Below are 25,051 nucleotides of genomic sequence, written 5' to 3' on the forward strand. Positions count from 1 at the left end.
CGGCCTGTGCTGAAAAAACTTATCGACCTCTGCCTGACCCACCGCCCGGTGGTGCTCCTGCTCACGCTCATCGCGGTGGCGTTCGGAGCGCTGGCGCTGCGCGATCTTCCTTTTGATGCCTTTCCCGAAACCGCCCCGGCGCTGGTCAGCGTCAACACCAACGCCGGGGGCCTCTCGGCCGAAGAGGTCGAGCTTCAGGTCACGCGCCCGCTGGAGCAAGCCGTCAGCGGCATGCCCGGCCTTGTGCACGTGCGCTCCATCTCGCGATTTGGATTCTCGCAGGTCACCGCCCTCTTCAACGAAGACGCCGACCTGCTGGAGAGCCGCCAGCTCGTCGCCGAACGCGTCGCCGCCGTCGAGCTCCCCGCCCACGTCGAGCGCCCCGCCCTCGGGCCTATCTCCAGTGGGCTCGGCGAGGTCTTTCAGTATGTGCTGGTAAGCCCTGGCCGTGAGTTGGGGGAGCTTCGGACGCTGCATGAATACAAGATTCGCCCGCGTCTCTTGAGCGTGCCCGGCGTCGCCGAGGTCAACACCTGGGGGGGCAAAGAGCCGCAGATCGAGGTCATCGTCGACCCGCTCACCCTCCAGGCCCGCGGCCTGACCCTCGACGACGTGGAGCAGGTGCTGCGCGACAACCACCTCAGCGTGGGCGGCGGGCTCATCACCGAGTCGTCTGAATCGATGGTGGTCCACGGTCGCGGACGCCTCCGCTCCACAGAAGCCATCGCCAACCTCCCCATCACCACCGACGCCTCCGAGGGTGGCGCCAACCTTTTGCGCCTGGGCGACGTCGCCGACGTTCAGCGCGGCCACGCCATCCGCCGCGGCGCGATGACCGCCTTTGGCCAGGGCGAACACGTCATGGGCCTGGCCTTTGCGCTGCCCGGCGAAAACACCCGCGAGATCGCCCGCTCCCTCGAAACGCGTCTCCATGAGGTGCAGGCCGACCTTCCCGACGACATCGAGCTGCGCGTCGTCTACCAGCGCACCGAGCTCATCGATAACGTGCTCGACACCGTGCGCACCAACCTGCTGGAAGGCGCGCTCCTGGTCATCGCCATCCTCTTTATGCTCATGGGCAACCTGCGCGCCGGGCTGATCGTGGCGCTGGCCATTCCCCTCTCGATGCTCTTTGCCTTCAACCTGATGCTGCAATTCGGCGTCGCCGGAAGCCTGATGAGCCTGGGCGCCATCGACTTTGGTCTGATCGTCGACAGCTCGGTCATCATGGTTGAGAACGCCGAGCGCCGCCTCTCGGAGGCCCCGGAGGGGGCCGACCGCCTTGAAGTCGTGCGCGACGCGGCCACCGAAGTGCGCCGCCCGACGCTCTTTGGCGAGCTGATCATCGCCAGCGTGTACCTGCCAATTCTGGCGCTCGAAGGTGTTGAAGGCGCCCTCTTTCGCCCGATGGCGCTGACCATGATCTTCGCCCTGGCCGGCTCCATGCTCCTCTCGCTCACGCTGACACCGGTGCTCGCGAGCTACGCGCTGACCCGCGGCGGCCACCGCAAAGAGCCCGCGCTGGCCCGGGGGCTCAAGCGCCTCTACGCCCCGATTCTGGAGCGCGCGCTCAACCACCGCTGGACGGTGGTGGCGCTCGGTGTCATCTGCATCCTGGGCGCCGGCGCCCTCTCCACCACCCTGGGCGCGCGCTTTATCCCGCGCCTCGATGAGATGGCCATCACCGCCAACACGGTGCGCCTGGCCGGCGTCTCCCTCGACGAGACGCTGCGCTACAGCGGCCGCCTTGAGCAGCGCCTGATGGACGAATACCCCGACGAGATCCGCCACGTCTGGACCCGCACCGGCACTGGCGAGGTCGCCACCGACCCGATGGGCCTGGAGGTCAGCGACGTCTTTATGACCCTGCACCCCCGCGAGCAGTGGACCCGCGTCACCACCCAGGACGAGCTCACCGAAGAGCTTCGCGTCTTCTTTGAAAACGTCCCGGGCATTCGCACCACCCTCTCGCAACCCATTGAGCTGCGCGTCAACGAACTCAGCGCCGGGCTGCGCAGCGAGCTGGGCATCCGTCTCTTCGGCGACGACCTGGAGACGCTCCGCGACAAGGGTCAGGAGCTGATGACGGTGCTGGCCGGCGTCGAAGGCATCGCCAGCCTGAGCACCGAGCAGCTCCTCGGCCAGCACGTGGTCGACATCGAGGTCGATCACGTGCGCGCCGCCCGCGCGGGTTTGAGCGCCCGCGAGGTCTTGCAGGCCGTGGAGCTCATCGGCGGCCGCCCCCTTGGCGAGTTTTATGAAGGGGAGGTGCGCCAGCCTCTCGTGCTGCGCGTCGACAAGCGCCTGCGCGAGCAGCCCGAGCTTCTCGAAGATATGGTGCTCAAAGCCCCCACCGGCCCGGTGCGCCTTGGCGATCTGGCCACCATCACGGTGCGCCCCACGGCGTCTGCGCTCAACCGCGACTGGGGCCAGCGCCGCCTGCTCATCCAGGCCGAGCTGCAGACCGAGGACGTGATGAGCGTCGTCGAAGACGCACGCGTCGCGGTCGACAGGTATTTCAACGCCCCGCCCGGCTACCACGTCAGCTTCAGCGGGGAGTTTGAGAATTATGAGCGCGCCCAGAAACGCCTGATGGTGCTCATTCCCCTGACGCTTCTGCTGGTGCTCACGCTCCTCTACCTGACCTACGGACGTTTAAGCGACACGCTGCGGGTCTTCAGCGGCGTGCCCTTCGCCGCGGTCGGCGGGGTGCTGGCGCTCTGGCTGCGCGGGCTGCCCTTTAGCATCTCGGCAGCCGTGGGCTTTGTGGCGCTGATGGGCATCGCCGTGCTCGGCGACATCGTGCTCGTCTCCACCATTCGCCGCTACACCGCCGATGGCCTCCCCACCCTGGAGGCGGTACGCCAGGCGGCGATGGTGCGCCTGCGCCCGGTCATCATGACGGGCCTCGTCGCAGCGGTTGGCTTCATTCCCATGGCGCTCAGCACGGGGGTGGGCGCCGAGGTGCAGCGCCCTCTGGCCACCGTGGTCATCGGCGGCGTGATCACCTCCACCCTCTCCACCCTCATTGTGCTGCCGGTGCTCTATCTCGTGTTTCAGTCGGCGCGCTCAAAACCGAGCTAAGCCCCCCTTGACTCCTCATATCCGCCCCCACAAACGCCAGCTCGGAGCCCCGAGCTGGCGTTTTTTATCAATACGTCCATCGACTCAGGCCCCTTAGGTGACGCACTGACCACCCGAGTCCGGCCACTCAGGCCCCTTAGCTGGCGCACTCACCACCCGAGTCCGGCAACTCAGACCCCTTAGCTCTCGTTCTCGACACCCAGATCCCCAACTCAGGCCCCCTGACCTCCCGTTCTCGACACCCAGATTCCCAACTCAGCCTCCTTAGCGCCGACTCTCGATACCCAGATCCCCAACTCAGCCCCCCTTAGTTCCGGCTCTCGACACCCAGAATGGCAACTCAGCCTCCTTAGCTGGCGCACTCACCACCCGAGTCCGGCGACTCAGGCCCCTTGGCTGCAGTTCTCGACACCCAGATCCCCAACTCAGCCTCCTTGGCGCCGACTCTCGACACCCAGATCCCCAACTCAGCCCCCCTTAGTTCCGGCTCTCGACACCCAGAATGGCAACTCAGCCTCCTTAGCTCGGGTTCTCGGCACCCGAGTCCGGCGACTCAGACCCCTTAGCTGCGCTTCTCGGCACCCAGATCCGCAACTCAGCCTCTTTAGCGCGCGTTCTATTCAGGTAAATCGACTCTTCCCCCTTAACTCCGCGAATTTATTGCACACGAAAAGGCGGTGGTTACAGGTTTGAACCCGCAGTCATATGTCTTTGATAGGGCGCAGCCACGCCGTTTCGCGTGCCCAAAAACCCGAGTGCATCCAGGGCGACGCCTGGCAAGGAGGCAGGGATGAAGCTGTAGCAGCGCTACCGCGAATCCCTGACGACACAGCCAGCGTCGTCCCGGGGCGCTCGGCATTTAACCCGACCATCCAATTACTCTGGGAGGAGCTGAATGAAACATCCGCTCAGTCGTAGGTCGTACCCCGTCGCTTCTTCGCCCCGACACATCACCTGGCTCAAGCTCTGGAGTGTGAGCTGCCTCTCTCTGGCCCTGATGCTGATGGTGAGCTGCTCCTCAAGCAGCCCCAACGTGACGCCTCAGGGCCGCGAGGCCAGCGCCGAAACCCGGGCGGTGGGGGCCAGCGCCGAGGTGCTTCAGGGCGCCGGCGCCCCCTCGGCGTTGGACATTCATCTGGTGGGTTTTCATCCCATGGCCGACGACCCCTCGATCCAGATGGAGGCCCATCACTTCTGCCGCCAGGTCAACGAGGACTTTGCCCAGTGCGCCATCTTCGACAGCGACGGCAGCGACGCCAACTTAAACGGCGTGGAGTACATCATCTCCTCGGTGCTCTACGAGCAGCTCCCCCAGGAGGAGAAGCAGTACTGGCACCCCCATAACTACGAGATTCTCTCCGGTCAGCTCGTCGCCCCGGGGCTCCCCGACGCCGCCGAAAATGCGCTGATGGAGAGCAAGATCAACAGCTACGGCAAGACCTATCACCTCTGGCATACCGGCAACGTCGGAGCCGAAGGCGACGAGCTCCCCTTAGGCGCCCCCATGCTGGCCTGGTCCTTCAACGCCGACGGGGAGCTCGATGAGACCTTGCTGGTCGCCCGCGACGAGGCCCTGAACTTGGATACCAACCAGATTCGCCAGGAACGCGCCGTGCTCATCGATATGGCCGAGCCCCAGGAGGGCGTGGACATGTTGGCCGGCGCCTTCCCCGATCGCGAAAAACCCGTCGGCATCGAAGATCGCGAAAACAGTCGACAGGGCCGCGGTGGCGGGCCCATCACCCCCTCCGAGGAGAAAAAAGACTCGGAGGAGAAGAAGGACGAGTCCAGAGACACGCGGGAGAATATGAACGACAGCTCCGCCGACTGAGTTTTTTGATGCGTTCTTCGCGACCCCCCCAACCCGAGCGCATCCAGAGCGACGCCTGGCACCCGAGCGCTGATCGAGATCGCGCTCGAACTCGTACTGGTAGCTCGTACTCGTGCTCGTACTCGTACTCGTGCTCGGACGCGCCCCACCAGCGGCTCTCACGAATCGCCCACATCGTGTCCCCCCCAAGCCCCACAACCACCCAACCACCCAACCACAACCCGCACACCCCCCAACCCGACGCGAACCCGAAATCCCGAGCGCATCCAGCCGCTCTCACGAATCGCCCCACATCGCGAACCCCGGCGCTCCACAACCACCCAACCACCCAACCACCTATCCACAACCCGCACGCCCCCCCAACCCGACGCAAACCCAAAGATCCGAGCGCATCCAGGGCGACGCCTGACAAGGAGATAGGGATGAAGCTGTAGCAACGCTACCGCGAATCCCTATCGACGCCGTCAGCGTCGTCCTGGGGCGCTCGGCACTCGGATCAGAAGTCTTCGTCGAACTTAACCTCCCCCTCGACCGCGACCTGGTAGGCGGAGACGCGGCGCTCAAAGAAGTTGGTCACTTCCTGAACGTCCTGCAGGTCCATAAAACTCAGCGGGTTCTTCGTGCCAAAGATCTCGGGCATCTCCAGGGTGCGCAAGCGCTGGTCGGCGCAATGCTCCAGGTAGGCGCGCACATCCTCCACGCTGAGCCCGGCCACTCCACCTCCGAGCAGATCCTCGGCAAAGAGCGCCTCGCAGTCGACGGCCTCCCGGATCATCGTCTGCACCTCAGCGCTGAGCTCCTCGTCAAAGAGCTCCGGCTCCTCCCGGCGAACCGTGCGCACCACCTCGAAGGCAAACTCCATATGGGCGCTCTCATCGCGAAACACCCAGCTTGTCCCGGCGGCAAGCCCGTGCAAGAGCCCCCGCGAACGCATGAAATACACGTAGGCAAAGGCCCCGAAGAAGAAGAGCCCCTCGATGCACGCCGCAAAGCAGATCAAGTTGAGCAAAAACTGCCGGCGATGCGCCCGTGTCTCCAGCCGGTCGAGCCCTTCGATCGAGTCCATCCAACGCATGCAAAAATCGGCCTTGGCCCGAATCGAGGGGATGTTTTCAATGGCCGCAAACGCCTCGTGACGCTCCTCAGGATCCGGCACATAGGTGTCGAGCAAGGTCAGGTAAAACTGGACGTGAAGCGCCTCCTCATAGAGCTGCCGGGCCAGATACATCCGCGCCTCCGGCGCGTTGATATGCTGGTAGAGGTTGAGCACAAGGTTGTTGGCCACGATCGAGTCCCCGGTGGCAAAAAACGCCACCAGCCGCTGCACCATATGCGTCTCGGCCTCGGTGAGCGAGTCGCGCAGATCGTTGACATCGCTCGAAAAATCAACCTCCTCCACCGTCCAGGTGTTCTTAATCGCGTCGCGATACATCTGGTAAAAACTCGGGTACGTCATCGGGCGAAGCGTCAGACAAAAGCCCGGATCCAGCAGATTGTCGGGTCGTTGAATACTCATTGGCAGGCCTCACAGATCTCGGGGTTTTCCAGCGAACAGGCAATCGCCTCGCGTTGAGGCACCTCGACTGTCGTCTTGGTGATTCGCGTGGCCGGACGCGAGCGCAGGTAATAGGTCGTCTTCAGGCCACACTTCCAGGCGTAGAGGTACATCGAGGAGAGCTGTCCCAGGGTGGGGCTCTCAATAAAGAGGTTGAGCGACTGACTCTGGTCGATAAATGCGCCGCGCTCGGCGGCCATCCCGATAAGCGAGCGCATCGGGAGCTCCCAGGCCGTGCGAAAGACCGTCCGAAGCTGCTGAGGCAGCTCTTCAAAGGACTGCACCGAACCTTCGGAGTTCTTGAGACGCGCGCGCATCCGCTCATCCCACAGCCCCAGCTCCTGGAGCTCGGCGACCAGGTAGCGGTTGACCTGAACAAAATCCCCCGAGAGCGTCTCCCGCTTAAAGAGATTGGATACCTGGGGCTCGATGCACTCGTAGCACCCGGCGATCGAGGCGATGGTCGCCGTCGGCGCAATCGCGCAGAGCAGCGAGTTGCGCAGCCCGACCTTCTGAATCCGGGCCCGGAGCGCCTCCCAGCGCGCTGGCTCCTCGGGGCTCACCCCCCACAGGTCAAACTGCAGCTGGCCGCGCGCGGCCCGCGTCTCTTTAAACGCGGCGTGCGCCCCGTGGGCCTCGGCCAGGTCGGCGGAGGTCGAGAGGGCGTGAAAATAGATCTCCTCAGAGATCCGCTTCGAGATCGCTCGCGCCTTCGGGCTGTCGAAGGGGATCTTCATCTGAAAAAACACATCCTGAAGCCCCATCAACCCCAGCCCCACCGGACGCCACCGATCGTTGGACGCCGCCGTCGATGGAATCGGGTAGTAGTTAAGATCGATGACCCGATCCAGGCCTACCACCGCGGTGCGCACCGTCTGTGCCAGCTTCTCATAGTCGACAACCACCTCCCCCTCGGCGTTTTTCAGGGTGTGCCTGGCGAGGTTGATCGAGCCCAGGTTGCAGACCGCCGTCTCCTGAGCCGAGCTCACCTCGATGATCTCCGTGCAGAGGTTCGAGAGGTGAACGCGCGCCCCCTCCTCGGCGGTCTGATTGCAGGTTCGGTTACTCGGATCTTTAAAGGTCATCCACCCGTTGCCGGTCTGCGCCAGCGTCCGCATCATCCGCCCGTAGAGGTCACGGGCTCGCAGCTCGCGCACCGCCAGCCCCTCCTTCTCGGCCTGCTCGTAGCGCCGATCGAAGGCCTCCCCATAGAGATCTGGAAGCTCCGGCACCTCCTTCGGGTCAAAGAGACTCCAGGATTCATCGGCCTCCACCCGTCGCATAAAGAGATCCGGGATCCAGTTGGCGATATTCAGGTTATGGGTGCGCGCGGCTTCATCGCCGGTGTTATCCCGAAGCTCCAGAAACTCCTCGATGTCGGCGTGCCACGGCTCCAGATACACGCAACACGCCCCCTTGCGCTTACCCCCCTGATTAACCGCCGAGACCGACGCATCCAGGGTCTTGAGCCAGGGCACAATCCCGTTGGACTTCCCGTTGGTGCTCTTAATGAGCGATCCCCTCGATCGCACCCGATGAAACGCCGTGCCAATGCCCCCCGAGAACTTCGAGAGCAGCGCGATATCGGTATAGCGCTGGTAGATCGCCTCAAGCTCATCGGCCGGGGAGTCGAGCAGAAAACAGCTGGAGAGCTGCTCAAATGACGTCCCGGCGTTAAAAAGCGTCGGGGAGCTTGGCAGATACTCCAGCCCGGAGAGCAGCGCGTAGAGCTTCTCGGCCTGCGCCATATCCTCACTCAGCGCACACGCGATCCGCAGAAAGAAGTACTGCGGCGCCTCCATCACTCGCCGGCTCTCCGGATGCCGCTGCAGGTAGCGATCGTAGAGCGTCTTGATCCCAAAATACTCAAAATGCGCGTCGCGGCTGCGATCGATGAGCGCGTCGAGCTCCTCGTGATGGGCCTCGACAAATCCCTTGAGCCGCGCGTTGTAGCGCCCGACCTCATAGCCCCGCTCCACGCACCGCGAGAAGCTGGTGATCCCCTCGCTCTGCAGATCATCCCCAATCCGCTGCGCCAGCAGTCGCGCGGCCAGCTTCGAGTACTGCGGCTCCTCCAACATCAACGACGAGGCGACCTGAATCGAAAGATCGTCGAGCTCCCGGGTCGACGCCCCATCAAAGAGCCCCCCGATCGTGCGCACCGCCACCCGCGTCGGATCGACCCGGGACAATCCCCGGGCGCAGCGGCTGATCGCGGCGACAATCCGCTCCAGGTCAACGCGTTCATAGGTGCCGTCGCGTTTGACGACACGCATCCCTCCCTCGTCTTTTCCCCCCTCATTCTCGTCGCTCTGTTCTGGCAGTGTTGCAGAAGTGGTGGTCATCTCTCATCCCTCGCTGCTCGGGTCATACGCGGGAACGACCAACCTCTTCAGAGCTCTCGGGCGCCTGACCCCAAAAGTTCCTCCAAAGTCGACCAGCGCTCCCGCGAGCGAAATGGGGCTTTGGAGGGCGTCTTAACGCTCACCTCTCTAAAAGCTCCCGAGTCGGACTGGCGCGGGATGTCTCCCCGGCGCCAGGCGCTGGCAGGTCTTCGGGCTCTCGAGCGCGCCCTTTTAAAAGGCACCTACTGCCCACCGCTTCCCAGGCTCTCAAGCCCAGTGCCATTGGTGGGGGTCGTTCTCGAATACCGCTGCGGGGCAGCTCCGGAGTCTCACCGGATTCCCTCTTCGGTGTCGCGATCATCTCGCGAAACACCAGCACGCAAACCACATAGAGTGGATCCCCCCCGTGGTCAACCACAAGATGTTGTGTTTCGAAGGCACGTCCGCGCCAACACGCGCTCCTGCCATCAGCCCCCTTTCGATGGGCGTTCCGGCGCGTGGCGACGCGTGAGTCTTTGCGGCGAGTCGTTTTGAAAAGAACGACGCCCCCCTGCACTTCGGTCTTCACCATCACGCGGGAAGAACTCGAAAAGGAGGGGGGCGTTATCTGATCATGGAGATGTTTCTGGCCTGCTCAGCGCGCTCCGCTGCTGCGCAGGCAGGGCCTAAAACTCCACCCGGTCGCCCGGGCGCAGGTTGCCGTCATAGCCCGGATCATCGCCCTTTTTCTGGCGGGCCTTGCGCGCGTTCCACGCCGCGCTCCCCAGAAAGGCCGGCGCGGCCACCACGCATAAGGGGCACATCACCGTGCCAAAGGCCGCAAGCCCCGCCACGCTCAACGCCCCCATCGCCCCGCCAAAGATCGTGTGCTCCCGCGCGCGGCGGCGGTACTCGCAGGGCGCTTCGCCCTGGTGTTGCTCCTCCTTCACGTGGATCGAAGACGCGCTCCCCTGGCCTGCTCGTTGTGTCACCATCTCAACCTCCGCAGCTCTCTCGAAGCGGCCCCCACTCACCATGAGGGCGCTCCCATCATCATCATCAGGGCCCCGAGCCACTCGCCCACCATCGCATCGTGTCGCGCTGCGGTGGCATCGGCACCCCACACCTACGTCCTGAGAGGAAAACAACGCCCGCTCACCGAACCTTCCGCCTCGCCATCGCACGACCTTCTCGAACGTCAAAACGCACCCGACTCCCCCCCCTATCTGAGCTATTTGATCCTTAAGCGATCGACCTTGATGAGAGAGCCCTGTGGAAAACTCTGTGAGAAACCCTGTGTTAAAGCTGTTAATCCACAACTGGAAAACCTGGGGCAAACTCGGCTCTCAGATTCTCCCCACATCTCCCACAGCCTTTCCCCGATCCGAATGTGGATAAATACTCGAAGTATTCAGGTGCTTTAGCGCTGCTCTCCACATTTCCACAGGCCCTACTTCTTCTACGTACCTCAAACACACCAAACCTTTTTTGTCTTTTGGTAGAAGATCCGTGACTGTGGAAAACTCCTGAGGCTCTAAGGGGCGCAAGCTCGCGAGTTACAAGGGCGATTGCCACTTGAAACCCTCCTCAACCTGTGGTGGATTGTCAGGGCTTACGAGCCGGGAAATTTATAAAAACCCAAACCTCTCCGCGGAGACGCGCTCCATGAAGATTCGCATTTCCAGCAAGACGCTCACCGACGAGCTCTTCAAACTTCAAGGCGTCGTCAGCCACCGCAGCACGCTGGCCATTTTGTCCAACGCGCTCCTGGTGGCCGAGGGCAACACGCTGACCCTGCACGCCACCGACCTGGACATCTCCGTGTCCACCTCCTGCGAGTGCGAGGTGCTGGAGCCGGGCAAGGTCACCCTGCAGGCCCGCAGCCTCTTCGACATCGTCAAAAACCTCGAAGAAGACACCCTCTCGCTGGAGACCGAGGAGAACCACTGGGCCAAGCTCAAGAGCGGCAACGTCAACTGCCGCATCGTCGGCACCCACGCCGATGAGTTCCCGCACCTGCTCGACATCGCCGGGGTGGAGCTCTTCCCGATTGGCACCCGTCGCCTGCTCGACATGATCGAGAAGACCCTCTTCAGCGTCTCCACCGACGACGCTCGCGCCAACCTCACCGGGGCCTTCTTCAAGGTCACCAACGAGAAGACGCTTCTGATGGTCTCCACCGACGGCCACCGTCTCTCCAAGATCGAGACGAAGCCCGAGGAGTTCGACGCCGGTGGCGACATCCCCGCCGCGCTCAACAAGGGCATCATCATCCCCCGTAAAGGGCTCGCTGAAATCAAGCGCACCGTCGATGCGAAGAGCGATGAGCTCAGCTTTGGCATCATCGACAACAACATCGTCTTTAAGAGCGGCCCGATGAGCCTCTCGGTGCGCCTGATCGAGGGGAGCTTCCCCGACTTCACCCAGGTGCTGCCCAAAGAGAGCGAGCACCGCGCTGTGGTCGAGAAGGACGTCTTCCAGCAGGCGCTCAAGTTCGTGAGCCTCTTTGCCAGCTCCAAGACCAACAACGTGCGCATCTCGCTGAGCGACGAGGGCCTGGAGCTCTACGCCTCCGACCCCGACCGCGGCGAAGCCACCAAGGTCGTGCCGATGCAGTACGGCGGGCAGGCTGTCAAAGCCGGCTTCAACTACCGCTACCTCAACGACGTGGTCAGCGCGCTCGACGGCTCCGAGGTCTCCATCGAGATCATCGACACCCTCTCCCCCACGCTCATCCGCGACACCCAGCGCGACGAGATGCTCTTCGTCGTCATGCCCATGCGCCTCTGATCCTTTTAATCAGGGTTTTTCAATTAAGGGAGTTGTTCCGTATCTGGCAGCTGAATTTGTTTTAAAAGATAGTTAGCGCGCGCCTCCGACGACCTTCGCCGGGGGCGTTCGCGTTTTCGCGCCACCCCTGAGCCATAGAGCCCAACTTTTTCGGGATAGTTCATCGATGCTTCTGGAAGCCCTTCGACTGCGCGATTTTCGCAACCTGCAGCACGTGATGTTGACGCCCAACCCGCGTTTTAACGTGATTGCCGGTCCCAACGGTCAGGGCAAAACCAACCTCCTGGAAGCCATCTACCTCTTGAGCGCGGTGAAGAGCTTTCGGCCCGGCACGACCAACCGCGCGCTGATTCATTTTGAGCGCACAGAAGCCACCCTGGAAGCTCGCGTGGAGCGCGGAGGCCATGAGCGCCTGGTGCGCCTGGAGATCTCCGAGCGCGGCAAGAAGGTGTTTTTGAATGAGGGGCAAGTCCGCAACATATCTGAGTTTTTCGGCACCCTGAACGTCGTGATCTTCGGGCCGGATGACATCGGCATCCTGCGCGGCTCCCCCTCGGAGCGCCGCCGCTTTATGGACCGCGCCATCTTCAACGCCCACCCGGCCTTTGGCACCGAATCCACCCACTACGAGGACGTGCTCAAGCACCGCAACGCGCTCTTAAAAGAGCCGCGTCAGGACGCCGCCCTGCGTGCGGTCTACGACGAGCAGCTCATCACCTACGGCGCCCAGATCCTGCGCCGCCGCCTGGACTTCATCACCCACTTTCGACCCGTGCTCACCCGCACCTTTTCGACAATTTTCGACCCCTCGCTTGCCGCCGACCTGCGCTACGCCCCGAGCTGGCTCGCTGAGGGCGAAGAATTTCTGGATGAGGCCGAGGCCTTAAGCTCCCCGCAGTACCTGGAGCGTGCCCTGGAGTTGGCCTTAAGGCGCACCGAGCGCGACGAGCGCGAGCGCGGCTACACCCTGATCGGCCCCCACCGCGACGACCTGCACACCACGCTGGGCGGCCACGACGTGCGCACCTTTGGCAGCCAGGGCCAGACCCGCGCCTTCGTGCTCGCCATGAAGATCGCCGAGATCACCTACCTGGAAGAGCGCTACCATTTTGCGCCCATCCTCCTGCTCGACGACGTCTCCAGCGAGCTGGACCGGGAGCGTAACCGCCTGCTCTTCGACTTTTTGCGCGCCCGCACTCAGGGGCAGGTCTTCATCACCACCACCCACCGTGATTTTATTCTGCTCGACCAGAATTTGAGTATTTTTGACGTGCAGGGCGGTCAGGTCATCGAGCGTGTCTCGGACGACGCGTGATTACCCCGACCGAAGAAACCCTCGTAGCGCTCAATACGATGGTCCGAAGCGAGCGACGCGGCTTTCACCAGTTGAAACATTTTTTGTCGAAGTGAACGACGCGGCCTTCGCCGGTTAAAACATCCGTCCCGAAGCGAACGACGCGACCTCCGCCGGTTGAAATAGCCTTCGTGAAGCGAGCGACAAGGTCTCCGCCGGTTGAAATAGCCTTCGCCAGGCGAGCGTGATGGCTTTCGCCGGTGAACATAGCTTTCACGAAGCGAATCGCATGCCTTTCGCCGGATAAAAGAGGTGTTACGAAGCAAGTGACGCCCCTGTTTGAAACGCAACGAGCCCCGTCGAAGAAAATGGCGTGGCTCGTTCATCCAGCGAGACACGCGTCGAAGGGAATCCCTCACCTCTTTTAGACGGGGCATGACGCGTTGAGCGCTTTGACAAAGGAGCTTCAACCGGCGGACACCTCGACACAGCGAATGTCAGGGCGCGTTCAAAACGAAATCACGTGCCGGACTGCCCGACACTGCTATTTTAATTTAAAACCATCGCGTCGAAGCGCATCGAATAAGGCGCTCGACGTGTTTGAGCCTTCCACGTCTGAAGAGAGCAAAACACATGATTCTGGAGCTTAGCCGGGGATTTCGACACGGCGATGAGGTCGAGCTGACCATCGACAAAATGAACGAGCGGGGCCTGGGCGTCGCCTTTGTCGAGACGGTCATCGGCCCGCAGAAGATGGAGAAGCGCTACGAGGTCTTTGTGCGCAAGGCCATCCCCGGCGACCGGGTGCGCGTGCGCATCGATAAGACGCGGCGCAAACGCGCCTCGGCCACCCTGCTGGAGATCCTGGAGCCCTCGCAGCTGCGCATCGAGCCCCGCTGCCGCCACTTTGGTACCCGCGAAGAGGCCCAGAAGGGCTGCGGCGGCTGCACCCTGCAGTCGATGCGCTACCGCCATCAGCTCGCCATCAAAGAGCGCCTGATCAAAGAGAACTTTCAGCGGGTGGGCCTCGACCCCGGGCTGGTGCTCCCGCTCAAGGGCATGGAAGAGCCCTGGTACTACCGCAACAAGATGGAGTTCACCTTCGGCGACGACGCCGAGCGTCACTTCGCGCTGGGGCTTTACCCCTCGGGCTACAAGTTCGAGATCCTCAATCTTCAGGAATGCCACCTGCAGTCGGAGTTCGTCTCGCGTTTTGTGCCGGCGATGAGTCATTTCTGTGCCTCGGTGGGGCTGGAGCCCTACCACAGCCGCCGCGACGAGGGCTGGCTGCGCAACCTGACGATCCGCGAGGGCAAACGCACCGGGGAGGTGATGGTGGAGCTGATGACCAGCCCGGCCACCGAGGTGCGTCTGGGCACCGAGACGGTCGATGCGGAGCAGGCCGCGCGGGCCTTCGCCGCCGAGGCCCAACGCCTGGCCTCGGAGCTCGGGCGGCCCATCACCTCCTTTTACTGGTCGCGCTACATCGCCGAAAAGGGCAGCCGCACCCGCATCGAAGAGACCCTGCTCCATGGCGAGCCCGTGTTGAGCGAGGAGATGCACCTGCCTGGCGAGCAGGTGCTGCGCTTTGAGATTCACCCCCGGGCCTTTTTTCAGCCCAACACCCTGCAGGCCGAGCAGCTCTACGCCGAGGTTATCGAGCGCGCGGGCCTGCTCGACGCCGATAGCCCCAACCGGCCCCAGACCGTGCTCGACCTCTACTGCGGCACGGGCACCATCGGGCTCTGCCTGGCCCCTTATGCCGAGCGCGTGCTCGGCATTGAGCTTCAGCCCGACGCGGTGGACAACGCCCGCAAAAACGCCACCGACAATCAGATCGACAACGCCACCTTCTTTGTGGGCGATGTGGGTAAGGTGCTGGCCAGCCCCGAGTTCATCGAGGCCCGCGGCGACGCCATCGACCTGGTGGTGGTCGACCCGCCCCGCTCCGGGCTTTTTGACCAGGCGATTGAACAGATTCTGGAGATCGCCGCCCCCACGCTGGTCTACGTCTCCTGCAACCCCAAAACCCTGGCGGACAACCTGGTGGCGCTCACCGCCGGGGGCTACCAGCTGGAGGTGGTGCAGCCGGTCGACCTCTTCCCGCAGACCTACCACGTGGAGAACGTCGCGCTCCTGGTGCGCAAGACGTCAACCTGAGTCGTTCGACCCGAAACCCATCAGCCGCCTCCGCTTTGCGGCGAGCCCGGGCGCTGGTAGCTTGGGCGCCCGTCGACTCCCGGCACGATTCATGCGCTGTGTTCCTGTGTAGGGGCCCCGAGCAGGGCTGCGGGGCGACGTGGTTCCGATAAACATTTCAGTGCTGATGGTGATGAGGTCGCTATGAACTTCGAGCTGCTGGTTGTCGTGGTGATTGTTGGCTTCGGAATCGCCGCGTTCTTTGTGGTGCTTCAGAACATCTCGCGCATGCAGGAACTTATGAAGACGAAATCGTACTGGCGAGCGATCGCCGAGAAATTCAACCTCAAACACGACTCCCCGACGGCCGGCCATGTGGAGCGGCTGGTGGGTTCTCACCGCGCCTGTCCGCTGATGCTCACGGGCACGGGCGACCCTTTGAGCGAGGGTTATGAGCTTGTGGCCGAGGTCGATCTCGTCACAGCGCTGCATAAAACGCTGACCCTGGTCAGCGAGCCCGACGCTCAGGAGGCTCCCACCATCGCCACCCTGCAGGCCGAGGGGCCCTCGCAGGCCCATGAGCTTCTGCAGGCCCCGGAGCTTCGCAAAGCCTGGGATGAGGCCGCCGCCTTTGCCAACTCTATGGAGGTGCGCGACGCCACCCTGCGCCTCAAGCGCCGCGGTCCGCTCAGCGATGAGACGATCCTCGAAGAGCTCACCGAGCTGGCCGTCAGCCTGGCGATTGTGCTGGAGAACCAGGCCGGAAGGTTCGTCACCCTCACCCCCGAGGGACGAAAGATCGAGGCGGCCTCACCGGCTCAGGCCGGTCGGATGCCCGTCTCCGGTGCGCTTCACTCCCGCAGCACGAGCCCGATGAAGGGCGACTTTTTTGATGAGAAATCCGGCTTTCCGGTGCGTGGCGAATGGGATCGTTCCGGGGAGTTTCGGGTGCCCGCCGAAGGCAAAAAAGACGCCGAGGCGAAGCGCAAAAACGCCCCCGAAGACGACCTGAAGTTGCTTGATACGGATGATGGCGACCTCTTTTAGGGTTATGTGAGCCCGACATCGGCGGCGCGCCCTTCAGACGACTGGACAGCGCCCCTCGCCACACTACACTGAGCGCCGACTTCGGGTTTCTCTTGCAGGCAGTCGGCCCATGACCTCATCCCTTCCTTCATCGCAGCTCATCGACCGTTTTGGACGCGCGCACCGTTCGTTGCGCGTCTCGGTCACCGATCGCTGCAACCTTCGCTGCTCCTACTGCATGCCGGCCGAGGGGCTTCCCTGCGCGCCGCGCTCCGAGCTGCTCACCTTTGAAGACATCACCTTTGTGGTGGGCGTGGCCTGCGAGCTGGGCGTCGATAAGATTCGACTCACCGGCGGCGAGCCTTTGTTGCGCCGCGATCTCCCCGAGTTGGTGAGGATGTTAAAGGGGGAGACGGCGGTGGCCGATGTGGCGCTGACCACCAACGGGCTCCTGCTCGAGCGCAAGGCCGCCGAGCTCAAGGCCGCCGGTCTCGACCGGGTGAACATCAGCCTGGATTCGCTCGATCCGCAGCGTTTTCGCGAGATCACCCGCAACGGCACCTTCGAGAAGGCCTGGGCCGGGCTGGAGGCCGCGCTTGAGAGCGGCTTTGCGCCGGTGCGCGTCAACACCCTGCTTCTGGCCGGCATCAACGACGATGAGCTCGACCGCTGGATTGAGCTCACCCGCACCCACCCGGTCGATGTGCGTTTTATGGAGATCATGCCGATTGGGGAAGGCGCGCTGCACGCAAAAGCGGGCCGTTTTGTGAACCTCAGCGAGCTCATCGCCGAGCTGATGGCCACGCGCGGCGTGGTGCCCGATGTGGCCAGGGTGGGCAATGGCCCGGCGCGCTACTACCGCGCCCCGGGCGCGCAGGGCCGCCTGGGCTTTATCACCCCTATCTCCAACCCCTACTGCGACACCTGCGCGCGACTTCGATTGACGTCGACCGGGGAGCTCCGGGCGTGCCTGGCCGTCGATGACCAGCATGAACTCAAAGAGGCCACCCGTAGGCGCGATCGTGAGGCGTTGCGGGCGATTTTTGAGCGCGCGGTCTTTCAGAAACCCGCCGGCCATCAGTGGCGCAAGGGCCACGTGACCGCCGCGGGCATGTCGGCGCTGGGAGGTTGAGATGAAGATCCACGTGCGATTCTTTGCCGGGCTGGCCGCCCGCGCCGGCTGCCGCGATGGTTTCATTCAGGTTGCGCCGGAGCTCGATGAAGATGGGGAGGTGTGTGTCGCCGACGCCCTCTCGGCCATCGAGCAGGAGTTTCCCTCCCTGGCTTCGATGCTCTCGCGGGTGGCGGTGGCGCTGGACGACGCCATCGTCTCGACCTCGACGCCTCTCTATGACGACGCCACCCTCGATCTCCTTCCTCCGGTAAGCGGGGGCACCGACCGCCCCGCAGATCCCTCACGCTGGCTCTCCGAGACCCCGCTCGATATGAGCGCCCTTCTGGCCGAGTGCGAGGATCCGGCCGGCGGCGGCCTCGTCGTCTTCAGCGGTGATGTGCGCAACCACCACGAGGGCCGCCGGGGTGTCACCGCCATCACCTACGAGGCCCACCCGGCGATTGCCGCCCGCGTGTTGCGCGAGCTGGAAGCCGAGGTGCTTGAGCGTTTTGAGGTGTTGCGCTGCCGCATCCAGCATCGCACCGGCCGCGTCGAGGTTGGCCAGGCCTCGGTGCTTGTGATCTGCCGCGCCGCCCACCGCGACGCGGCCTTCGAGGGGGCCCGCTACGCCATCGACACCCTCAAGCTCAAGACCCCCATCTGGAAGCTGGAGCATTACGATGACGGCACCGAACGCTACCTCGACGGCACTCCTCTTCAGCCGGAAGCGAAGGAGTAAGACCTTTCTCGCCATCTTTGCCCCCCGATCGTTTGCCCCCCGATCGTTTGCCCGGGGCTGAGCTCCTGAGGCTCGCCACCTGACACAGGCGCCCGGGCGGATCGCCAGCGACTTTTGATTGAGAATCAGCGAATGAAAGACATCACGCATAAACCCACCAGCGAGCGTTTTGCGCGTGCCTCGGCGATGCTGCGCATCGACCCGGCGATTCTTCAGGCCACGGCTCACGGGCGTAAGACCGATAAGGGAGACGCCATTGAAGCCTCGCGCGTGGCGGGGATTATGGCCGTCAAACGCACCTGGGAGGCGCTTCCTTTCTGCCACCCGCTGCCGATCACGGCCTGCGATGTGCATTTCGACTATCTGCCCGAGGGCATCTACCTGGAGGTCACCGCCACCACCGTCGGCCAGACCGGCGTGGAGATGGAGGCGCTCTACGCGGCCAGCGTCGCGGCGATGAATCTCTACGACATGCTCAAACCCCACGCCTCGGCCGATACCGGGCTCATCAGCGTGACCGACATCAAACTTGTCGAAAAACGCGGCGGAAAGAGCGACTTCCGCGCTCCGGTCAGCGTGCGCGCCGCCATCGTGGTGACCTGTGACGCGGTTGTGCAGGGCTTCAAAGACGATAAAGCCGGGCGCATCGTGCGTGACCGTCTGCTCAAGCGGGAGGGCGTCGATATTCTCGACTACATTCTGCTGGGCAACGATCCGGGGCCGATCGAAGCGACCCTCGACGATCTGCTGGCCCGCGAGCTCGATCTGATCATCACGGTGGGGGGAACGGGCCTTGAGCCCTACGCCCGCACCGTCGAGGTGGTTCAGTCCCGCATTCAACGCCCCATCCCCGGTATGATGGAGGCCGCCCGCGCCCACGGTCAGGCCCGCACCCCGCGCGCGCTCATCTCCCGCGGTGTGGCCGGTCAGGCCGGGCACACGCTTCTGGTGACCCTTCCCGGCTCTTCGGCCGGCGCCGCGCAGAGCTGCGACGCCATACTCACCGGCCTGCTCGAAGCGGTGCGCCCCGCTCCTTAAAAGGGTCCATCGGGCCGCGATGGCCCTTCTCCCGGCCCCCTGGCCTCCTTCAAACGCCATGAAACGGGCAAAATACCGGCCCTTTTGGGCGCGCTCCCCGGCGCTGTTTCACGTGGAACACGCCATTTGGGGCCGGTCTAAGTCGCTGAGGTCTAAGGGTATTTTAGAGCGTCATGCCTTCGTCGGGCAGCGCTCAAAAAACCTGCATTCAAACGCGGGTTGCCGATCTTGCTCCCCCGGCCACGCTCGGGGTAAACCGGTCTCCTGAACGCATTTGAGCCCCGCTCTTTCCTACTTCACCCCTCTCCTGCCTCCTCGCTTCGGGTACACGTTATGGCCTCCAAACTCGATCTCGATCCCCATATCATCGACCGCGCGCGCCAGGCCGCCAGCGATATCGCCGATACGATGGACACCTTCATCCGCGAGCGCACCACCGTGGCGGTCGAGCGCACCACCCTGCGCCTGCTCGGCGTCGACGGGGTCGACGAGGACGATGTGCCCCTGCCCAACGTCGTCGTTGACCACGCCCTGGAGGCCGGCCTGCTCGCTGAGGGCATCACCCGTCATATCGTCCGGGCGATGATTCACACCGGCCGCGATGCCCAGACCGTCAGTGAAGCCATCGCGGAGGGGGATCTGGACCTGAGTGACCTTCCCCTGATCGATGAGGCCCGGATTCAAGAGCTTGGCCGGGAGCTGGCCGACGAGGCCATGGCCCGCATCGCCACTCGCCGCGCCGAGCGCGACGGCTTTCTGGAGCGTTTTGAAAAACGCCCCGCCCCCCTGCACTACGTGATCGTGGCCACCGGCAATATCTACGAAGACGCCGTCCAGGCCCGCACCGCCGCCCGCCAGGGCGCTGACATCATCGCGGTGATCCGCTCCACCGGACAGAGCCTCCTCGACTTTGTGCCTTACGGCCCCACCACCGAGGGCTTTGGCGGCACCTTCGCCACGCAGGCCAACTTCAAGATCATGCGTGAGGCCCTGGATGAGGTCGGCGAGGAGCTCGGGAGGTATATTCACCTCTGCAATTATTGCAGCGGGTTGTGCATGCCCGAGATCGCTGCGATGGGCGCGATTGAGCGCCTGGACATGATGCTCAACGACGCCCTCTACGGCATCCTTTTTCGCGACATCAACCCCCAGCGCACCTTCGTCGACCAGTATTTCAGCCGCATGATCAACTCGGCGGCCGGCATCGTGATCAACACCGGCGAAGATAATTACCTGACCACCGCCGACGCCGTGGAGGCCGCTCATACGGTGACTGCCAGCCAGTTCATCAACGAGCAATTTGCCCTGCGCAGCGGCCTTCCCCCCGCACAGATGGGACTGGGCCACGCCATGGAAATGGACCCCACCATCGAAAACGGCTTTCTCTTTGAGCTCGCCCAGGCCCAGCTCGCCCGCGAGCTCTTCCCCGAGGCGCCGCTTAAATACATGCCGCCGACCAAGTACATGACCGGCAACATTTTTCGCGGTCATATCCAGGACGCCCTCTTCAACCTCATCGGCGGCTGGACCGGCCAGGGCATTCAACTTCTGGGCATGATGACCGAGGCGATGCATACCCCTCATATGGGCGATCGTTACCTCGCCATCGAAAACGCCCATTATGTCATGAACAACACCCGCCAGCTTGGCGAGGAGATCGAGTTTAAGTCGGGCGGCATCATCCAGGGCCGCGCTCAGCAGGTACTCGCGGAGGCCTGCCAGCTTTTGGAAGACGTGCGCGATAAGGGGATGTTCGACACCCTGGCCGCCGGCACCTTCGCCGACGTCTTCCGTCCGGTCGACGGCGGCAAGGGCCTGGGCGGCGTGCTGCGCCGCGCACCCGACTATTTCAACCCGGTCGAAGACGCGCTGCGAGGCTCACTGGACCTCGCAACCTGATGTTCGCTACGACGAACGCCGGCGATGAACCGAAAGAATGATGTGGACGTTTTTGATGATAACGCCGTGAGGTAAGGGTGACGCCTCCGGGGGCTCTCGATGCCGCAGACATGGCGTCAACGGTGGCGTGTGGCGTCCTAAGAATACAGGGATCATGATGTTTTCTCGTTGTTTTGTGGTGACGCTGCTCGTCGCTTTACAGATTGCTTTCGCAGCGCCGGTGTATGCACAGCAGGAATCCCATGCCTCGGATGAAGTGGACATGGCCCAGGCCTTTTCACTCACCCTATCCAGCTACGCGATGCTCATCACGGTCCCCGTCGGTCTGACCGTACTGGTTGCCGTGCTCGTGCTGCGCTCCTCCTCGGAGATGGAGTCGTACATCAAAGAGAATAACGTCGCCCTGCAGCACGACCTGCATATGGGCGGCGGCGAGACGACGGCCGAGCTGGCGACCATCTTCAACGTGCCGGCTGAGCAGCACGCCGGGTTTGCCCGGGTGCTCAGCGAGAAGCGCGACGCGCTCCTTCCCCTGACCGACGTGGATGCGCTCAGCGCCGAGCGCGCCGGCACCTTCGTGCGCGTCATCTACGACGCGCTCATGGAAGAGCCCGAGTTTGCGCAGCACCTGCCGCGCATCAACGGAGACGTGTGATCGCCATCATCCGGCGGCGTTGAGCCGACCGAAAGATCAATGAAAACCGGGCCTTCGGGCCCGGCTTTTTTTGGGTCCGGACACGTGATGAGTGTGGGACATCGCCCGGTCGAAGGCGCACTTCGAAAATCACTGGACCTTCCCCCCTGATCCGGGGTACATCTCGGGCTCTTCAAAATCCGTTGTGGCCACCCGTGGTTTTCGTTGATCTCTTTTGATCGGAGATTTTTATGTCGTTGCATTCGCGTAGTCTTATTGGTGCGTTGATCGTTGCTCTTACGTTTGCGTTTTCGACCCCCGCCTTTGCCCAGTCGAGCGCCGATGACGAGGCCGCCGCCGGTCTTGCCGTCACCTCGGTGACCTCCACCTATGTTTCGATCTTTACGATTCCCATCGGTTTGACGGTGCTCGTGGTGGTGCTGCTCCTTCGCTCCTCCTCGGAGATGGAGTCGTACATCGAAGAAAACAACGTCGCCCTGCAGCACGACCTGCATATGGGCGGTGGTGAGACGACCGCCGAGCTGGCGAAGGTCTTCAATGTGCCCGCCGAGCAGCACGCCGAGTTCGCGCAGGTGCTCACCGAGAATCGCGATGAGCTTCTTCCCCTGACCGACGTTGATACGCTCACCGCCGAGCGTGCCGGCACCTTCGTGCGCGTCATCTACGACGCGCTGATGGAGAAGCCTCAGTTCGCGCAGCACCTGCCGCGCATCAACGGCGAAGTGTGATTGCCATCATCCGGCGGCGTTGAGCTGACCGGGAGATAACTTAAAAAGACCGGGCTCGGGTGTGGGCCCGGTTTTTTTGTGCCTGGTGTCGAGCGCCCCAGGCCGAGCGCCCCAGGCCGAGCGCCCCAGGACGAAGCCAGCTGCGTCGCTTCGTCGTCGCGGTAGCGCTGCTACACGCTCCTCCTTGCTCCTTGCTGGACTTCGCCCTGGATGCGCTCGGGCTTTTTATCATGCGGGAGAAGGCCGAGTTGTCGATTTACCCGGGTACATCGGGTGCAGGGGGGCTGATTATCCCCTGCGTAGCGCTGGTATGGCCTCGCTGCTTGCGTGGTGCCGCGCTGCTCGGTTAGCGTCAACGGGTTGTCGAAACACTTGGTTTTACCCGCCTGGCGGGTGATGTCGTGGAGATCGCAGGTATGCAGTGGCACCGGTTTCGATCCAATTCTCCCAGATGTGGTGTGCGTCCGTCCCCGAGGCTTCGATGCTGGAGGATGGGTCTCTGTGTGATGGCGGCGGCCTTGCTCGTAGCCTCCCCGGGCTTTGCGCAGTCCGAGCCGACCAACGGCACACCCTTTTATAATGACATCTTCTCGCTCTCGACCTCGACGACGACCACGGCGGTGGTGGTTGGGGCGGTGATTCTGACGGTTACCCTGGTCAACGACACCAGCGCTGCGCTCGATGTGTACCTCGACGATAACGCCGCGCTGGTGCAGCGGGATGTGCATCTGGGGGGCGGTGAGGCCACCGCCGACCTGGCGGCGCTCTTCGGGGTGCCGGCCGAGGGGCATGAGGCCTTCGCGCAGCTTCTTTTTGAGGCTCGCCATCAGCTCTCTCCCCTGTGCGCGCCGCCGGCCGATGAGGCCGCCTCCCGGGGGCGCGCGCATGCCTTCGCGGCCCATGTCTTCGGGGCGATGGCCGAGCACTCTGTGTTGGCCGAGCATCTTCCGCAGCACGGCGCCTGAGCGTCTCCGGGTGCCGGAGCAGCGGGTGCCCGTCGGAGTGTTGTGCCCGCCAGACGCGTTATGGCATCGGGAAGCCTGTGCAGCAGGCGTTTGCCTGCATTGCGATGAGCCCCCACCTTTAACGTGGTGCGTCGCCCCTGATCGCCCGGGTCGGGATATGCGACGATGACGCCTGACCCAGCCCCGAGTCTCTCCATGCGCGATGTGTTGAAAGTAGCGGCCGAGATTGCCGGTGATACCGGCAAAAACCTCTGGAAAGAGATCGGCGAAGACGCCCTCAAGAAGGCTGTCTCCACCTTCGTGGGCGAAGGTGTGAAGGCGATGGTGGACCTCTGGAAGACGCGACGCGTCAAAGAGCTGGAGCGGGAATTCAAGGCCCGGGCCCGAGAGGACGAGGCGGCGGCCTCGCCGGCGGTCGAATCCCCGAAAGCGTCGGAGCCGACTCCTGTCGAGCCTGAGCCGACTCCCGTTGAGCCCGCGCCGACTCCTGTGGAGCCCGCGCCGACTCCTGTGGAGCCCGCGCCGACTCCTGTGGAGCCCGCTCCTCCCATCGAGCCAGAACCGGCTCCTCCCACCGAGCCGGTGCCTGCTCCTCCCATCGAGCCAGAACCGACTCCTCCCACCGAGCCGGACACTCCCCAGGGTGGAAATCGCTGAGCCAGCGTCCGGCTATGCCTTGCAACCCCTGACAATTTAAGTAGGTTGACCCTTTTTTGTACGCCGAGGGCTGGCGAGCGTCTCGGCGCGCGCGGCCCCCACCGGCAGTCGCCTGTGTTGCGATGACGGTGCCGGCTGACGACGCACATGGCGCTCTGGCTGCATGGTCGCTGTCGTCCTGGCCTGGCGAGCAGCGCGTCGCCCCGAACCTTCTTGTTGTTGGGAGTTAGACTTTATGGATCCGATTTTACTGGCCGCTGGCATGGTCATCGCTGGCCTGGTGCTCCTCTATTTTGGCGCGGAGGCGCTTGTCGGCGGGGCGAGTTCTCTGGCGATTCGCCTGGGCATCACACCGCTGATTGTGGGGCTGACGGTGGTGTCCTTTGGCACCAGCGCACCGGAGCTTCTGGTGGGCCTTATCGGCAGTGATGACGTCAACCTGGGGAACGTCGTCGGATCCAACATCGCCAACATCATGCTGATTCTGGGTTTGGCGGCCACGATCAGTCCGCTGAAGATCGAGAGTCGGGTGGTCACCCACGAGCTCCCGATTATGCTGGCGGCCACCGGGCTCTTTATCGGGCTTTCGCTCGACGGCAGCCTCACGCGTATCGACGGCATCATCCTGCTCACGGCCATGGCCGGCTACATCGCCTACATGTTCGTCGGGGCGCGCCGCGATATGAAACGTATGGAAGCGATTGTCGGCGATGAGCTCAGCGAGATCGATCCCAACCAGCGCAAAGCCATCGTCGATGTGCTCCTGATGGTCGGCGGTATCGTGGGGCTGGCGCTGGGGGCGAAGTGGATGGTCGATGGTGCCACGACCATCGCCATGACGATGGGAATCTCCGAGCTTGTCATCGCCCTCTCGATTGTGGCGATTGGCACGAGCCTCCCGGAACTGGCCACCTCGGTGGTGGCGGCCTTCCGCGGTGAGGCCGACATCTCGGTGGGCAATGTGGTGGGCTCCAACGTCTTCAACCTGCTCTTTGTGATGGGTGTCGTCGCCTGCTTTGGTACGATTGTGGTGGGCGAAGACGCCCTGAGCATTGACCTGTGGGTGATGGCCGGCATCAGCGTGCTTCTGTGGCCGCTTCTGCGCACGGGCCATAGCCTTAAGCGCTGGGAAGGCATCGTGATGGTCGTCGGTTACGTGGCGTATCTCGTGTCGATGTTCATGCGCTGACCTCCTTTTTAAGGCCGCGCCCCA

The 25,051-nt window shown here is 63.3% G+C and carries 18 protein-coding genes and 1 riboswitch; of the genes, 15 read left to right on the forward strand and 3 right to left on the reverse strand.

The window, feature by feature from the left end:
- Window positions 1-6: 6 nt before the first annotated feature.
- Together EA187_RS08850 and EA187_RS08855 are read left to right on the forward strand one after the other, a co-directional pair.
- Complete coding sequence (locus EA187_RS08850) at window positions 7-3,084, forward strand: efflux RND transporter permease subunit (protein WP_127780017.1); 3,078 nt, start codon at window positions 7-9, stop codon at window positions 3,082-3,084.
- A 997-nt stretch (window positions 3,085-4,081) separates the two neighbouring features.
- Complete coding sequence (locus EA187_RS08855; RefSeq protein ID WP_127780072.1) at window positions 4,082-4,915, forward strand: OBAP family protein; 834 nt, start codon at window positions 4,082-4,084, stop codon at window positions 4,913-4,915.
- Between the two features lie 496 nt (window positions 4,916-5,411).
- Here EA187_RS08855 and EA187_RS08860 read toward each other — a convergent pair whose 3' ends face one another.
- From EA187_RS08860 to EA187_RS08870, 3 genes are all read right to left on the reverse strand, one after another.
- The gene (locus EA187_RS08860; RefSeq protein ID WP_127780018.1) at window positions 5,412-6,431 is read right to left on the reverse strand and encodes a ribonucleotide-diphosphate reductase subunit beta; all 1,020 of its coding nucleotides are present in this window, start codon (window positions 6,429-6,431) and stop codon (window positions 5,412-5,414) included.
- Window positions 6,428-8,815, reverse strand: coding sequence for a ribonucleoside-diphosphate reductase subunit alpha (locus EA187_RS08865; RefSeq protein WP_115605978.1), 2,388 nt, complete (start codon window positions 8,813-8,815; stop codon window positions 6,428-6,430). Before EA187_RS08865 ends, EA187_RS08860 begins: the two co-directional genes overlap by 4 nt.
- A gap of 183 nt (window positions 8,816-8,998) precedes the next feature.
- A riboswitch (cobalamin riboswitch) is annotated at window positions 8,999-9,207 on the reverse strand.
- 273 nt (window positions 9,208-9,480) lie between these two features.
- Entirely contained in the window at window positions 9,481-9,789 is a 309-nt protein-coding gene (locus EA187_RS08870) for a hypothetical protein (RefSeq protein WP_127780019.1), read from the reverse strand.
- Between the two features lie 670 nt (window positions 9,790-10,459).
- On the opposite strand from EA187_RS08870, the gene dnaN reads away from it, so the two are divergent.
- The 13 genes from dnaN (at window position 10,460) to EA187_RS08935 (ending at window position 25,027) form a co-directional block, all read left to right on the forward strand.
- Window positions 10,460-11,584, forward strand: a complete 1,125-nt coding sequence (gene dnaN, locus EA187_RS08875; protein ID WP_115605975.1) for a DNA polymerase III subunit beta — start codon at window positions 10,460-10,462, stop codon at window positions 11,582-11,584.
- Between the two features lie 166 nt (window positions 11,585-11,750).
- Window positions 11,751-12,899, forward strand: coding sequence for a DNA replication/repair protein RecF (gene recF, locus EA187_RS08880; RefSeq protein WP_127780020.1), 1,149 nt, complete (start codon window positions 11,751-11,753; stop codon window positions 12,897-12,899).
- A 612-nt stretch (window positions 12,900-13,511) separates the two neighbouring features.
- Window positions 13,512-15,038 carry a class I SAM-dependent RNA methyltransferase gene (locus tag EA187_RS08885; protein WP_127780021.1) on the forward strand — a complete coding sequence of 509 codons (1,527 nt, stop codon included), beginning with the start codon at window positions 13,512-13,514 and terminating at the stop codon, window positions 15,036-15,038.
- Between the two features lie 183 nt (window positions 15,039-15,221).
- A complete protein-coding gene (locus tag EA187_RS08890) occupies window positions 15,222-16,064 on the forward strand; it encodes a hypothetical protein (protein ID WP_127780022.1) in 843 nt (280 codons plus the stop codon).
- 109 nt (window positions 16,065-16,173) lie between these two features.
- Window positions 16,174-17,175: a GTP 3',8-cyclase MoaA gene (gene moaA / locus EA187_RS08895; RefSeq protein WP_127780023.1), complete on the forward strand. Its 1,002-nt coding sequence runs from the start codon at window positions 16,174-16,176 to the stop codon at window positions 17,173-17,175.
- Window position 17,176: 1 nt separating this feature from the next.
- A complete protein-coding gene (locus tag EA187_RS08900; RefSeq protein ID WP_127780024.1) occupies window positions 17,177-17,896 on the forward strand; it encodes a molybdenum cofactor biosynthesis protein in 720 nt (239 codons plus the stop codon).
- Window positions 17,897-18,028: 132 nt separating this feature from the next.
- A complete protein-coding gene (locus EA187_RS08905) occupies window positions 18,029-18,934 on the forward strand; it encodes a cyclic pyranopterin monophosphate synthase MoaC (RefSeq protein WP_127780025.1) in 906 nt (301 codons plus the stop codon).
- Between the two features lie 333 nt (window positions 18,935-19,267).
- The gene (gene kamD / locus EA187_RS08910) at window positions 19,268-20,833 is read left to right on the forward strand and encodes a lysine 5,6-aminomutase subunit alpha (protein WP_127780026.1); all 1,566 of its coding nucleotides are present in this window, start codon (window positions 19,268-19,270) and stop codon (window positions 20,831-20,833) included.
- A gap of 262 nt (window positions 20,834-21,095) precedes the next feature.
- Window positions 21,096-21,488: a DUF3015 family protein gene (locus EA187_RS08915; protein ID WP_164856140.1), complete on the forward strand. Its 393-nt coding sequence runs from the start codon at window positions 21,096-21,098 to the stop codon at window positions 21,486-21,488.
- 230 nt (window positions 21,489-21,718) lie between these two features.
- Window positions 21,719-22,216, forward strand: a complete 498-nt coding sequence (locus EA187_RS08920) for a DUF3015 family protein (protein WP_115605960.1) — start codon at window positions 21,719-21,721, stop codon at window positions 22,214-22,216.
- A 491-nt stretch (window positions 22,217-22,707) separates the two neighbouring features.
- Window positions 22,708-23,181, forward strand: a complete 474-nt coding sequence (locus EA187_RS08925) for a hypothetical protein (protein WP_127780028.1) — start codon at window positions 22,708-22,710, stop codon at window positions 23,179-23,181.
- Between the two features lie 195 nt (window positions 23,182-23,376).
- Window positions 23,377-23,838: a hypothetical protein gene (locus EA187_RS08930; protein ID WP_127780029.1), complete on the forward strand. Its 462-nt coding sequence runs from the start codon at window positions 23,377-23,379 to the stop codon at window positions 23,836-23,838.
- Window positions 23,839-24,073: 235 nt separating this feature from the next.
- A complete protein-coding gene (locus EA187_RS08935; protein WP_164856141.1) occupies window positions 24,074-25,027 on the forward strand; it encodes a calcium/sodium antiporter in 954 nt (317 codons plus the stop codon).
- Window positions 25,028-25,051 lie beyond the last annotated feature (24 nt).

The organism is Lujinxingia sediminis (assembly GCF_004005565.1).
Taxonomy (GTDB): domain Bacteria; phylum Myxococcota_A; class Bradymonadia; order Bradymonadales; family Bradymonadaceae; genus Lujinxingia; species Lujinxingia sediminis.